The 15,268-nt window shown below is 37.3% G+C and carries 7 protein-coding genes; all 7 read right to left on the minus strand.

Going from position 1 to position 15,268, the window contains the following annotated elements; genetic code table 11:
* Positions 1-72: 72 nt before the first annotated feature.
* Positions 73-675, minus strand: a complete 603-nt coding sequence (locus tag BXY75_RS02535) for a TetR/AcrR family transcriptional regulator (RefSeq protein WP_121906123.1) — start codon at positions 673-675, stop codon at positions 73-75.
* Positions 676-763: 88 nt separating this feature from the next.
* Entirely contained in the window at positions 764-2,182 is a 1,419-nt protein-coding gene (locus tag BXY75_RS02540) for an efflux transporter outer membrane subunit (protein ID WP_121906124.1), read from the minus strand.
* A 4-nt stretch (positions 2,183-2,186) separates the two neighbouring features.
* On the minus strand, positions 2,187-5,324 hold the full coding sequence (locus tag BXY75_RS02545; RefSeq protein WP_121906125.1) for an efflux RND transporter permease subunit: 3,138 nt from the start codon (positions 5,322-5,324) through the stop codon (positions 2,187-2,189).
* Between the two features lie 25 nt (positions 5,325-5,349).
* Positions 5,350-6,480: an efflux RND transporter periplasmic adaptor subunit gene (locus BXY75_RS02550; protein ID WP_121906126.1), complete on the minus strand. Its 1,131-nt coding sequence runs from the start codon at positions 6,478-6,480 to the stop codon at positions 5,350-5,352.
* A gap of 10 nt (positions 6,481-6,490) precedes the next feature.
* Positions 6,491-6,994, minus strand: a complete 504-nt coding sequence (locus BXY75_RS02555) for a GbsR/MarR family transcriptional regulator (protein WP_121906127.1) — start codon at positions 6,992-6,994, stop codon at positions 6,491-6,493.
* Positions 6,995-7,129: 135 nt separating this feature from the next.
* Entirely contained in the window at positions 7,130-9,496 is a 2,367-nt protein-coding gene (gene pbpC / locus BXY75_RS02560; RefSeq protein ID WP_121906128.1) for a penicillin-binding protein 1C, read from the minus strand.
* A 100-nt stretch (positions 9,497-9,596) separates the two neighbouring features.
* Positions 9,597-15,230 carry an alpha-2-macroglobulin family protein gene (locus BXY75_RS02565; protein WP_121906129.1) on the minus strand — a complete coding sequence of 1,878 codons (5,634 nt, stop codon included), beginning with the start codon at positions 15,228-15,230 and terminating at the stop codon, positions 9,597-9,599.
* Between the last annotated feature and the right edge of the window lie 38 nt (positions 15,231-15,268).

Here is a 15,268-nt window from a genome sequence, read left to right on the forward strand (position 1 = left end):
GCCACTAAAATAGGCATTAAGTTTGAGGCCGGAAATTCGCTTGGCAACTTTCCGATTAGGCAGCGAAATGATTTACTCTTCGATTGGGAAGTAAATAGGCATTTGTTCAGGCTTCACCAAAATACCTCGCAGATTAAAAATGATGAGATGATTTAGCATTTGTTGTGTACCGTAATGATTGTTAAAATCGGGGTTTGCTAAAATTTTATCGATTTTATAAAGATGTAATTGGCAGAAGAGCTCTAAGTTAACATCCTTTCTAATCTCATTGACTTTCTGGGCTTCCTCCAATAAACCTTGAATAATGTCGAAAACGATTGTCTTTTTATTGTTTTCATAGCAAATATGAGTGGCTACATGGTATTTTTTAAGTTCTGAATAGAAAGCAGGATCGTAAGAAAGTAATCTATTTATCCCGTAATGATAAATGAGGATAATTTTTTCAAGTGGTGAAATGATCTTTTCTAGAATTCGTCCGATTTTCTTAAAATGCTCACTAAAAATATAGTTAACAGTTTGTTCAATGAGGAGTTCCTTACTTCCGAAATGGACATATAGTGTCTTTTTTGAAATACTCAATTCATGCGCAATATCATCCATCGAAACACTCTTCACGCCATACTTTTTGAATAAGGCGAGTGTTTTTATAATAATTCTATCACGCTCATTTTGCATAGTGTTTCATCTTAAAAACAATCCCCGCACTGTATTGCTACAGCACAGGAATTATCAACCAACCAATCATGAAATCATTGTATTCTTTTTACTGCCATCCACCTCCAAGGGCTTCGTATAGGGTTACAACAGTTGATAGTTGTTGTAGTTTGCTATCTATAATATTGAGCTCTGCACTTAATGCGCTTTGTCTTGCAGTTAATAAATCTAAATAGTTGGCATAACCATTTTTAAGCAATTCTTCTGAATTTGCTTCGGCAGTACGTAAAGCTTCAACCTCGTTTTTTCTAAATTCAAATTTTTTAGTTTCGGCTTCATAAGAAAACAATGCGTTAGACACTTCACTACCTGCAACCAATAAGGTTTTCTTAAAATTTAACAACGAATTTTCTTGATTAGCAAGTGCGACTTCTGTTTGAGTTTTAAGGCTTCGTTGATTTAAAAGCGGTTGAGTTAAACCACCTACTACTGTAGCGAACAAAGAATTTATATTTAATAACTTATCTAATTCTAAACTTTGTAACCCTCCGGAAGCAGTTAATGTTAATGACGGATAAAGACTACTTCTAGCCACGTTTGTTAGCTCGAAATTTTTAATTAAGGCAAATTCGGCAGCCATAACGTCTGGTCTGTTTCTAAGCAATGTTGTTGGAACACCCAGCTTTATTTCTTGATCAATTTTTTGAAGATCCAAAGTGCTTCTATTAAAATCCTGCGACGCTTTCCCTAACAAAATACTTAGTGTATTTTCCGTTTTAAAAATGGCCGTCTCAATATCTACTTCTAATGCTCTTGCATTATTATATTGCGCTATATTTTGATCTACTGCAACCTGAGTTACTTGCCCTGCGTCTTTTAATGCTTTAATTGTTTCTACACCACTTTCTCTAGTTACTAAGGTTTGCTTTGTCACTTCTAACTGTGCATCGAGCGCTAATAAGTTGTAATAGGTATTTGCAATGCTGGAAATCAATTGTGTCTTCACGGCTTGATGCCCTGCGACATTTTGCAAATATCCTGCTTGTGATGCTCTTTTATTACTTCTTATTTTCCCCCATATATCAGCTTCCCAAGATAAGTTTGCAGTAATATCATAAGTATCTAAACTTCCATTAAATAAAGTGCCAAACTGACTGTTCTCTGAATATTCTTGATGTGTAAAGTTAGGGCCTACGCTTAATGTTGGCAAATAACCTGCCTTACCTTGTTTTGCATAAGCTTCGGCCGCTACTATTTGCTGAATTGCAATACGAATGTCCATGTTATTTTGCAGACCTTCCTCTATATATTGTTGAAGATATTGATCTGTAAATAAGTCTTTCCAAGATACCTCTGCTATTGAAATACTATCAGTTGGAAGGTTTTCGGTTCTATAAAGCGCTTCGGTTTCTATATCTAAATCCGGCCTAACATAATCCTTTGCTACAAAGCAACTTTGTAATGTTAAAGCAACGAATAGTAATAAAGCACCTTTGCTAAAATTTCTATGTTTTAAAATTGATTTCATCGTTTTATTCTTCAATAGTTTGAACTGCGGGTTTACTAGAAACTTTTTCTTGTAACCACTGAAATAATATAAATAAGATTGGAATTACAAAGACACCTAGGATGGTTCCAATAAGCATTCCTCCAGCCGCTCCTGTTCCAATTGAGTTGTTTCCTTCAGACCCAACACCTTTTGCTAACACCAAAGGCATTAATCCTAAAATAAAGGCAAACGATGTCATTAAAATCGGGCGTAAACGAGCCTTTGCTCCATGGATGGCAGCATCTACAATACTCTCTCCATTTTTTCGTCTTTGTAATGCAAACTCGACAATAAGGATGGCATTTTTGGCCAATAAACCAATAAGCATGATTAAAGCGATTTGGAAATATATGTTGTTTTCTAAGCCTAAAAATTTTGTGCTTATATAAGCACCAAATACACCAAATGGTAATGAGAGTACTACTGCAAATGGCAGTAAATAACTTTCGTATTGTGCACTTAATAAGAAGTAAATGAACAGAATACTTAGTATAAATATGAAGGTTGTTTGGTTTCCCGCATTAACTTCTTCACGAGTTAAACCAGAATAGGCAACTGTATAATTACTTGGCAGTTTTGCAACCTCTTCTTCAATAACTTTAATGGCATCTCCTGTACTAAACCCGTCGTTTGTTGCACCGGAAATTGAAGTAGAGTTAAATAAGTTGAAACGCGTTACCGATTGTGGACCATAAACACGTTTTAAATTTACAAACTGTGTAATTGGCGTCATTTCGCCTGTATCTGTTCTCACATACATGCTGTTCAAGGCGCTTTCATCTGCTCTGTCTTCTGGTAAAGCTTGAATGTAAACTCTAAATTGTTTTCCGAATCTAGAAAAATCTGAAGCATAAACTCCCCCAATATAACCTTGTAATGTTGAAAAAATACTAGTGATCGACACTCCTTTTTCTTTAGCTAAAGGCACATTAACTTCCATCTCGTATTGTGGATAGTTAGTGTTGAAGGCAGATGTGGCGTATTTAATTTCCGGGTGCTTCATTAAAGCCATAGTAAGGTCATTCTTGGCTTGATCTAAATCTGCAAATTCACCTCCAAATTTATCTAATAAATTAATCTCAAAACCAGACGAATTACCAAAGCCACGAATACTTGGTGGCGAAAAGAAAATAATATTAGCATCTGGAATTGTCGCTGCTATACCAAATAATTTTCCTGTAATAGCTTGCACTGAAAGAGAAGGGTCTTCACGATCTCCCCAATCTTCAAGTTTTATAATTCCAAAACCAAAATTACTACCAGCTCCACTAATTAAACTTCTACCTTTAATAAAATTTACACCAACGATTCCATCTATACCTTCAACTTTATCATATAATTGTCTTGCCACAGCATCTGTTCTGTCAAGAGATGCTCCTGGAGGCAATTCGATATTCGCAAAAATAATTCCTCTATCTTCATTGGGTACAAAACCTGTTGGTGTTGTATTTGCTGCCCAAAAAATTCCAACAATAGCAATGACTAATAATAAAACAGAAACAATTTTTCTTTTGTATAAAAACTGAAGTGATTTACCGTATCTATCTACTGTTGCATTAAACCCTCGGTTAAAAAGTGTGTAAAAACGTTTTAACGGACTTTTACCCTTTAGTTCTTCGTCCTCTTTATGCGGTTTTAATAACAAAGCACATAATGCCGGACTTAAGGTTAAGGCGTTTACTGCCGAAATCAGAATCGCAATGATTAGTGTCACACCAAATTGCTCGTAGAATACACCAGTTGGTCCAGTTACAAATGTTACGGGAATAAATACTGCTGCCATTACCAGAGTAATTGAGATGATGGCTCCGGAAATTTCATTCATCGCAGTAAGCGTCGCTTTTTTCGGGTTCTTTTCACCTTGATCCAATTTAGCATGAACAGCTTCAACAACGACAATGGCATCATCTACCACAATTCCAATAGCAAGTACTAACGCGAATAGCGTTAATAAGTTAATCGAATACCCAAAAACATTCAGGAAAAAGAAGGTTCCTATAATTGAAACCGGAACTGCAATTGCTGGTATTAAGGTTGAACGGAAATCTTGTAAGAATAGAAACACCACTAAGAATACTAGTAAAAAAGCTTCCAGTAAAGTAGTAACTACTTTTTCGATGGAGGCATTTAAAAATAAACTCGTATCATAGGGCACGAAAATATTTAAACCTTCTGGAAGGTCTTTTTCTACCGATTCTAAAGTAATTTTTATGTTTTCAATAATCTCTTGTGCATTTGACCCCTTTGTTTGGAAAATACCCATAAACACAGCCGGATGCCCTAAACTCATCGCGTTAGACGCATACGATTGTGCATCTAGCTCTATAGTTGCAACGTCTTTTAATCTTAAAAACTCTCCGTTTCCTAAGGCTTTAATTATAATATCACTGTACTGACTTTCATCTTTAAAACGACCACTATACGTTAATGTATATGAAAATGATTCTCCATTATTTTGACCTAGTGAACCAGCTGCTGCTTCTAAATTTTGCTCTGCTAATGCTGCAGAAATATCGGAAGGAATTAAACCGTACGATGCTAATTTTTCTGGATTCAACCAAATACGCATCGCGTAATCTTGTTGTGAGAATACACTAACATCTCCAACACCGCTAATACGTTGCATGGCTGGAATAACATTAATTTTTAAGTAATTCTGAATAAACGTAGCGTCGTAATCTTCGCTTTCAGAATACATAGATATAAACATTAATGCACTAGTTTCCTGCTTTTGTGTGATTATACCTGTTTGTGTTACTTCTTGAGGTAATAATGGCGCTGCTCTTGCAACACGGTTTTGTACATTTACAGCAGCGATATCTGCATCAATTTCTTGATCAAAATATACAGTGATTTCTGCTGCTCCTGTATTAGATGCAGTTGAGGTAATGTATGTCATACCTTCAACACCGTTAATTTGCTCTTCTATAGGAATGATAACACTCTCTAAAACGGTTTCTGCATTTGCTCCAGTATAACTTGCAGACACCTTTATGGTAGGGGGTGCAATATCGGGATATTCCTCTATGGGTAAGCTTGTTATACTGATAACTCCAAGTAAAACTATGATAATGGAGATTACTGTCGAAAGAACAGGTCTTTCAATAAATGTTTTTAACATGACTACTATTTTTGTTAGTGAGTGATTAGTTTTTAAATAATGTAGCGACCTGTTTAATGGCATCTTCAAAAGAAGTTTCTTGAGGAGAGATTACCATTCCGTTTCGTAATTTACCAACACCGGAAACTATTATTTTATCATTTTCATCTATACCAGATTCTACAACGTATAAGTTATCTACTGTTCCCTTAACTTGTAAAATTGAAGTTTCAACTTTATTGTTCTCACCAAGTTTAAAAATCATAATATTACCCTGTTGCTCAAATGTGGCTGTTTGAGGGACTACAATAGCATCCTTATACTCTATTGGAAATCTTATTTTACCGCTGTTTCCGTTGGTTAAAATTTCGTTTGGATTGTTAAAAGCAGCTCTAATTTTAATGGTTCCCGTACTTTGGTTTATCTGACCCGTACTCGTTTGAATTCGTCCTTTTTCAGAATACATTTTACCATTCGCTAAAATCAAACTTAAATCTGGTGAATTTTTAATACGCTCTGCTTTCGTTTTTCCTTCAGATCGTTGTAAGTGGTCTATGTATTGCGCTTCATTAAAACTAAAAAAAGCATATACTTGATCAATCTCACTAACTGTTGTTAAAGGTTTAGAATCACTTGGACTAATTAAAGCACCTTCTCTAAAATTAATAGAACCTACATAACCATCAATCGGACTTTTAATAGTTGCATAACCAATATTTGCAGAAACTCCGCTATAATTGGCTCTTGCTTGTGCTAAGTTGGCCTTAGCTGTTTCTAATTGGACCGGACTAATAATGTTTTTTTCGACAAGCGGAATCAATTTATCTACTTCTACTTGTGCTATATTAATACGCGCTTTGGCCGCGCCGGCATCCTGACTTAATGACTGTGTTTCTAATTTGAATAGCACCTGTCCTTTTCGTACTTTTTGACCTTCGTCTACAAACACTTTCTCAATATAACCTGATGTTTTAGCTCTAACGTCACTATTTACCATGCCTTCGATGGTTGCTGGATAATCTGTATATCCTGTTACAGTTTTGCTTTGAATTTTGGCTACAGGAAACGATGCAGGTGGTGCTTCTGCTGCTGGTTGATTTTGTTCTGTGTTTCCACAACTTATAACAACTAAAAATACACTTAGTGCAAGTAAGGTTGATACTTTATTATTTCTCATTTTATATTAGTTAAATATTGAATTTATTGTTTGCTAGGTTTGTTCTTAATTCTTCTACAGAAGCAGTAGCGCCATCTATAAATTTGATGTAATCATCATGAAAACTTAAATCAAATTTTTCATCTTCATTTTCAATGCTATTGTTGTTTATAGTTTCTTTGTAATTTTTTAATTCTAAATGTATCTCACGTTCTTCCTTCCATTTATTTATCATAAAGTCAATATGTTGAACAACCACGCCTCTATTAATTACAAAATATTTTTTTCGATCTCCTGTTTTTGTGAAATACTGAATTTTGTTTAAATCTTGCAAATGATTGAGGTGCGTAGAAATTGTACTTTTACTTGCGCAAAGGATAGTTACCATATCTTCAAAGGTGGTTCCTTTTTTACCTGTTAAAATTATATAAGATAAAATACGTGCTGCTACAGGCGCTAACTGTTCTCTGTTTTCTAAATGCACACCTAGTTTTTCAACTAAACTCATTTTTTTTTGGCAGATTTTTTCTTTCATTTTTATTTGCTTTATTACTGTTTAGTGAAAACAAAATATTCACTAGCAGTAAAACTCTATGCAAATTTATATTTTAGTTCGGAACAATCCGAACAAACCGAAGTTAAATAATTGTTAATTGTGTTATTTGGAGTTTTATAGTGAGGCTTTACTAATCTCGACCTGCTGTCTTAGCTCGTTACCCAATTGATCGGTAGCCGTTAAGAAATGCGTTCCCGATTTCGGACTAAGTGCTATCTCATGAAAGGTTTGAGTGCTCCCTATAAATTGGGAGTCTAAATACCAATATACCGTCGTGTCGGGCGATCGATGTGCCAACTTAAAAACAACCTCACTTAGATTTTCATCAAAATCTTTTGGAAGTAATATGGTTTCATTTTTCTTCGGAAAGATAAACTCCATTGTATGTTCTCCTTCTCTTAGACAGCCTTGAGCAAAATCTGGTAAAGGTTTATATTCGGGATGTTGGCTAGCATAATAATATTCCATAACAGGTGGTAGTGCAAACCAGCTTTTTTGTTTCATTTCTGAAAGTTCAAAGCATGATGAATTCACTCGTAGCTTTTCTGAAGCATCTAAAAATACCTTTTGATGGTAGGTACATGCGGTTGTCTTAATTCCCTCTTTCGGAATCCATTGAGAAGTAAAATCATCACAAAAAACACCGGCTAAATGTCCACTTTTAGTACAAACTTTCGCTTCAATCAACTCATCGTAAGGTGTCGCAAACCAATCTGATTTAGGAAGAACATCCAGCACGTCAAAAAGTATAGGTGCCGCAGTCTGAATTCCAGTGAGTCCCGGGCGCCCTTCTCCGTCTGCATTTCCTACCCAGACTCCAATTGCATATTTGGAAGTTACCCCAACCGCCCATGCGTCCTTAAAACCATAACTTGTCCCGGTTTTCCATGCAATGGGCTGCGAATTACTAAAAAAACTCCAATTCTCCTCTCCTTGTGGGCGATTTACTTTCTGAAGTGAGTTTAATGTATTGTAAATCGCTCCGGCATTATATAATGGAGAGCTGTTTCGAATCTTTCCGAAGTCCGCAACCTCATTCCGAATGTAAACTGGATCAATAAATTCGTTGGTTCTATATTCGCTGGAAGAGTTATTAAAAAATGAGAGACCAGAAGCCATTCCCGCATAGGCTTTGGTGATATCCCAAAGTGAACTTTCTGCACCTCCCAGAATTAAGGTAAGTCCGTAATAATCTGAAGGATGTGATATATTCGAAAAATTCATTTGTTGCAATTCATTGTAAAAACGTTCCAAACCATGGGATCTCAGCATTCTAACCGCAGGAATATTGAGTGATCGCGATAGCGCAACACTTGCCGGAACTGCACCACTAAATTTTTTATCGAAATTTTGAGGGCTATAGCCATTCACAATAGTAGGAATATCGGCAACTAATGTGTTTGGGAGCAATTCTCCACTATCTAACATCGCAGCGTATAAAAAAGGTTTTAAAATGCTTCCGGTGCTTCGAGACTTAGAAATGATATCAACATAATTGTTGTTTTCCCGGGTAGTGGGAGCATTGCCTATATACGCCAGAACTTCCCGACTTTCAATGTCCAATACCAATACCGCCAGATTGTTGATTTGATTCTGACTTAATATATTGTAGTGCTCTTTGCTTATTTGGTTTATTTTTTTCTGAAGGGAATAATCAATGGTACTTTGAATTCGCTCACCTCGATGCGATTGACGAATCTTTTCGGTTAGATGTGCTGCCAATTCGGGCAATGGAAATGGTTTTCCAGGTAAACGCTCGTCTAAAGCCAATTCATAAGTAGTTTGACCTATTATTTCTTTCTGAAACAACTTTAGTAAAAGACGATCTCTCTTTGTTTTTAAAATGCTTTCATTCTTTCCCGGAAAAATGAGCGAAGGCGCGTTGGGTAAAACAGCCAATGCAGCCGATTGCCCCCAGCTAAGTTCTTCCGAAGGAATTCCGAAATAGCGCCATGAAGCCGTTTCCAAGCCAACCACATTTCCACCAAAAGGAGCATAGGACGCATACAACCCTAGAATCTCCTCTTTCGAATAACCAGCTTCTAACCTTGTCGCTTGCACGATTTCGATAAGCTTTTCGCCATAATTTCGACCTTTATTCTTACGTGAAATTCGGATTACTTGTTGGGTTATAGTACTTCCACCTCGACGCTTATCGGTAGTTAGATTTCCCCAAAGTGCTTTCCCAATCGACACCGGATTAAATCCCGGATGCTTATAAAAATATTCGTCTTCAAAATGTAAAATAGATTGCTCAAAACGATAAGGCACCGAATCCATTTTTGGGAAACGCCATTGTCCGTCATCTGCAATTCGAGCGCCTAACATAATACCTTCTTTACTTTCTACAACGGTCGCGGTTGGAACATCAAATACTTCCGAAGGCAAACAAAAAAACCACAATACAAATCCAATAAACAAAAACCCAAGCTTGAATTTATGCTTTTTAAGATTAGATTTTATGTAAGTTTTTTTATTCATGTTTTAAGTCAAACCTCTTTTTTATTACATCTATTATAAATGATTAATCATTTTAATGATTAAACCTTCCTCTCAGCGGGAAAGGGCCGGGGTGAGGGACCTACTGCTCCACCGTCACCCAAATTCCTTTGTTCCGCGCATAATAATTATTATCGTACATAGCTTCCACTTGAGTTCCGGGTAAATAATATTTCCCGAGATACGAAGCGTTTAATTTTACTGTGAATGTTTTAGATTCCTGTCGGTTCAAATCGAAATAGAAATTCACTCTATCATCTCGTATATCTGTATATCTTGCCGATCCGGTTGCACCCCCACCATGTTCTGTAAAACTAGTGTTTACGATCTCCCATCCGCCTGGGAAAATCTTCGTTAGCGCAATATTATTTACCCAATCATTGGAGGTATTAGTAACAGTAACCTTCGCATTGATTTCTGATCCCTGACGTAAATTAGTTACGTCCAATTTTTTTCCTTCACCATCAAAATATTGTGCGTTGATACTTAGATTTCGTTTCTCTGCCAATTCATCTCCTAATGGAAGTTTTCCTTTCTGAATCAAAGTAACATAGACCACATTGCCTTTTTTGTTGGTAACGTTTACCGAGTTTTTTCCCATCGTAAGACCAATTTCTCTTTGCGCGACGGCTTTATCTGTAGTAAGCGAATTTGCCTTTCCATTTTTACTAAAAGTGAGCTCCATTGCTTTTCCGCCGTTCTTTTGAATCATTTTTGCCATTGCTAATAACCCATAGGATGTTTCCTGAGTACTATACCAGCGTTGAGACGACAACTCCTTCGCGAGTGAAATCGCCATATCACGTTGTCTCGGGTCTTCCGTAATGACCATAGTTTCTAACGCCATCGCTTTATTTCTAAAAGGCGATCCATAAGAGTAGTAATCGTATTGTAGAGGAACAAAGTTGATGTTTGCCTTCTGCGATAAGTCTGTTGCGACTTGCTTTTTACCTGCTAAAGCGTAGGCGGCTGCTAATCTCCACTTTGCGTCATTACTTAGATTTTTTGATTCGCGAAGACGATTCATAGCTGCTAACTCCGGCTGACCGGCGAGTGCCAAAGTATATAGACGATATGCCTGCGTTAGACTTTGATCGTATGGTGTGTCACTATTTCGCCATTGTCGCGCTGCATTTTTCTGATACTTCAGCCAATTACTCATAAATGTAATAGGTAATGCATAGCCTTTTTGTTTTGCTTCCAACATAAAATGCCCAGCGTAATTAGTGCCCCAATCATCAGCATTTCTTTCACCTGGCCAGTAACTAAGTCCGCCGTCGGTTCCTTGAAAATTACTCAACCTTTGAACTGCTCCTTTTATATTGTTCTCAATTTCTTGTTTTTTGTTGAAAGTGATATCGAAAACATCTGCTAAATATAATTGCGGGAACGCCCCTGAAGTAGTTTGTTCAATACAACCATGAGGATACTGAATTAAATATTCGAGTCGTTTTCCAAAATCCATTGGTGGAACTGTAGAGAATTCTAGCATCGCACCATTCGTTCCTGATACTCCATATGTGCTAAATTCTATATTTTGAGAACCATTTTCTGAAAGTGTAAATTGAGTTGTCTTTTGGGTTATCGGATTAGGGTTTTCAACATCAATTTCTACCTTATAAGAAGCTTTTTCACCATTACCTGAGGCTAAAACCTCTATAGTTTGAATGTTAGATGTTCCATTTTTCTCTTCGGAAGGAGTTGCCAATACTTCGAAGTCGAAATTTACAATCTGCTCTCCGGGTTCAGAGAATGAAATAGTTTTTGAAACTCCGTTAACTGGTTTCAGAGCGTCACCAAGCTTCAGAGAAACAGTAGCCGATTTTATTTTCTTCTCCATCGCAAATACCGTCACTGGAAGGGTGATTATTTCCCCAGGCGATAGTTTCCGAGGAAGCGATGCTAATACCATTAAAGGTTTCCGAACAGGAGTGGTTTTATCGGTTTTACCATAGGCACTATTTGGATTATTTCCGGCCACTATCATGGTACGAACCGAGCCAACATAATTGGGCATCGTAAGCTGATGTGTTGCTTTTTCACCTGCCTTCAGGCTAAAAGGACCTATATATCGAACCACCGGCTTAAAACGATCTGCCTTACGATTTTTTGCTCCCGCTGCTTCATCTCCACCACCAATGGCGTAAATATTATTTACACTTCCGGAGTATGCGCCAATCACGTAGTCGTATATATCGAAAGTTCGCACACCAAGTGCTTCCCGCGTATAAAATGCATCATGGATCTTTGGAGTTTCGAAACGGGTTAAATCTAACAATCCTTCGTCTACCATAGCAATAGTATAGGTCATGGCTTTTCCTTTTTCTTCGGAAACTTTTATCGAAAATTTTTCTTCAGGCTTCAACACTTCGGGCATTTCGAGTTTTGGATGAAGAACAGTCGATGGGTTTTCAACCAATAATGGGATCACACCGTACAATCTAATTGGTAAGTCGTTCTTTGTTTGTGCGTGTGGCTGAAGCAACGAGATATTGACATATACGTTGGGAGCCATATATTCTTCAAGCTTGATTGTTGCTTTGGTTTCACCTTTTTGAGTGGCGATCCATTGCGTTGACAAAACCTCTGTACCATTTTCAATACTTATCAAAGCTCGTCCTTCGCTTCCGGATGGGAACGTAATTACAGCTTCTTCACCAACATTGTATTTTTCTTTATCGGCTGAAAAAACAAGCATTTTAGAACTTTCAGAGTCGCCATCCATTGGTGCCTTCCACCAGTTGCGATAAAAATAGGTAATGCGCCCGGTTGCATGTCCGCTTTTTTTATCGACCACTCTAATTAGATATCGGCCGCCTTCCTCTTCAGGAATATTTACTGTGAAATTCGATTTCCCACTTCCATCGGTTGTTATTGTAAATTCTTTTACGGGCCGATGAACTGTGGAGTTTTCATAACGGGAAAGATTGTCACCGCCGCGGTTCCACCACCAGCGCCATTCTATTCTAAATACTTTTACTTCCAATTCTCTATTGCCTGCAGCATTTCCTTGTGCATCAACTGAAGCTAGATTAAAAACGGTGTTTTGATCCGTAAAGTAGGACCCATAACGATGGGCTTCAGGAGAACGGAGGCCAACAAAATGACTATACGGAGATAAATTTTTAGAAAACACATCTATGGAAAAATCGCCACCTCCTTCATAAACCTTGGTCAAAAAAGTAGCTCGTAGCATTCCCGGAGCTTTCTCGCTGAGGTCTAACTTCTGATTAAAATTAGCAATCCCTTCCGAAGATAAATCCATTTTTAAAATAGGTAATTCAACCTCATTAAAACTGCGAACAGGATCGTTAAAGGTATAATTAGGAAATTTAGTAAATGCAGTTCCCGTAGAACGTAGTGTCGCGTCCATTTCTATTTTTAAATTTCTGGCGGGAGAACCGTGTAACCATGTTGCCGTTGCAACTCCTTTTATAGGCTTACTAGCATCCAGGATCTCATCTTCGAAATCTAGCTTAATCTTTAGGCGGTTTGGTTTAATAGTGGCAACTTTCAAAGACGTGGCAAACTGAACGCCACCAACCGTTACTGTTGCATTCCATGTACCTGTTGGAGCGGTAGATTCGGTCGCAATAGGAAAATAGTAAAAATTTCCGTTTTCGCGAGCACCTTCCAATGTCGGTTTCGATGTTACTACAGAGGATGAAACTATGGTTCTTTGAACTAACTTTCCTCTGGCATCAGTTACTTCGAGTTTCACGGGATGATCTTTTGGTAATGGATTGGCAACATCATTCAATACAAAGGTAAGATGGATACTATCCCCAGGACGATGTACTCCTCTTTCAGAATATAAAAATCCTTTTAATCCTTTTTGCAGTTGCTTTCCTGAAACATCAAAATTACTAAGCGAAAGTGCATGGCCATCTTCCAATTTTAAATAGGCATAATTCTTTCCTTTTTGTGCCACTGCGAAGGCAATACTTCGATCACTATCGAAAAGTGCAAAGCCTTCAGAATCTGTTGTCACTGTTTCTATTAATTGCTGTTGGTAATTGTAAAGTTTAATTTTTACTCCGCTTTCAGGATTGGTTGTTAAGAGATTATTTGCAATAAAATGATAGGTTCGATTGTTGCCTTTTTTTACGATAAACCCAAGATCTGACCCCAATATATTGGTGCTTGCCATTCTATCTTCATTGTAATAGGCATTGTGGCAAGGGTTGTCCATTTGTTCCCAGTTGTAGGAATAATTACGCCAGTTATACAATTCATTATCCCAATACCGTTCTTCGCGTTCGTCTTCATCACCCGAGCCGTCGTCATTGTAACCACTCTCTTCGTAATAGTAATCGTCTTCGTAGTAATCTTCCGAATCATTGGAGGCAATATCGTTTGCGCCTGCATCACAATCATACAGGATATATTCCTTTTTAAAACTGAATTCCACTCTATATAAAGCACCTGGATCTGCCTTGAATAACTCAGATAGATTTAGTGCGTGTGCTTTCCATAGTCCGTCAGAATCTAGGTTTTTATTCTGAAGGGATATCGTTTTTTTTGCAATTCGTCTTCCTACAGTTCGTATGTTGTACGAATTATAATTGTCCAGATTCGAAGCCTGCATAAACTGAAGCATATTCGATTCATAAATCTTGATCACACGTACATCGACTGCGGAAAGATTAACAGCCTCAAAATTCAAGGGGGTTGAAGCGGCATTAGGTAGGATTACACCTTTAGAAAGTAAGCGAACCGCCGGTTTTAGCTGTTCGAAGGAAATTAATTCTGAAAACTCCTTTTTGAGCTTGAAATCTTCGGTGTTTGAAATCCCATTAAACAAGGTTACCCTCACGTTACCTATAATTCTGGTTGAAGGATATACAAAAAGCATATTACCATTGACTTCAAAACGAAGATTCTCGGCACCCTCTATCGAGACAAGCCCGGCAAAATTCTGATTTTCTTTTAATGGATCCGAAAAATTGATTTTCAGCGAAGCTTGTGGAGCCACAGTACTTTTAATACCAACGACCGTAAAATTATTCTGTCCTGGAATGGCGAATTTATTCTCTCCTTGGTTTTCGGCTTTTATTGCTTTTCCGTTCCATGAAATAATAATTTCACTATCATCTTTTTTTCGTTGAATACTGTCAATAACGAAGCTAAAAAAAGCAGCATCGTCTGCTTCCGAAGGCCATTTAACACTTAGTTTCTTATCATTTTGATTGGCTGTAACAAGTCGCTTGGCTTTCTCGAGAGAGATGATATCACTTGCTTCAATTGTTCCCTCGAGGTATTGCCATTGTTTGCTATAGGATTGCAAATTTTGCACGTTCAATTTAAATGCAGGCTTAATAGTTTTAAAAGCGAAAGTGTAATTTTTAAATTCCTGCCCAATATCATCGTAAAGTTTAGAGAGCTTAACGGTTACATGATATTCTGTGTCAGATTGCAGATGCTCTGTAGGTTGAAAAACAAGTGTTCTTCCGTTATCGATAGTGACTTTTCCTTCGGTTTTAGGACTTATCTTAAGATACTCTGAAGAAATTTCCTGGGATATTTCGAACTGTTCCAAAGGTTGAGCAAGGTCAATTCGGATGGCTTCAGAAATAGAAATGTTTCCATTGGTATTATACGAAATGAACTCTTTGAACTTAAAGAGATTGTCGGTGTCGGAAAGATCATTTTTCTTAGTACAGGAGGAAATTGCTACGATAAGCAAGAGAATGAGAACACGATGCAGAATTTTCATAAAAGATGGTTTAGAAATAATTAAAATTACGGTAAATA

The sequence above is a fragment of the Ulvibacter antarcticus genome (genome assembly GCF_003688405.1).
Taxonomy (GTDB): domain Bacteria; phylum Bacteroidota; class Bacteroidia; order Flavobacteriales; family Flavobacteriaceae; genus Ulvibacter; species Ulvibacter antarcticus.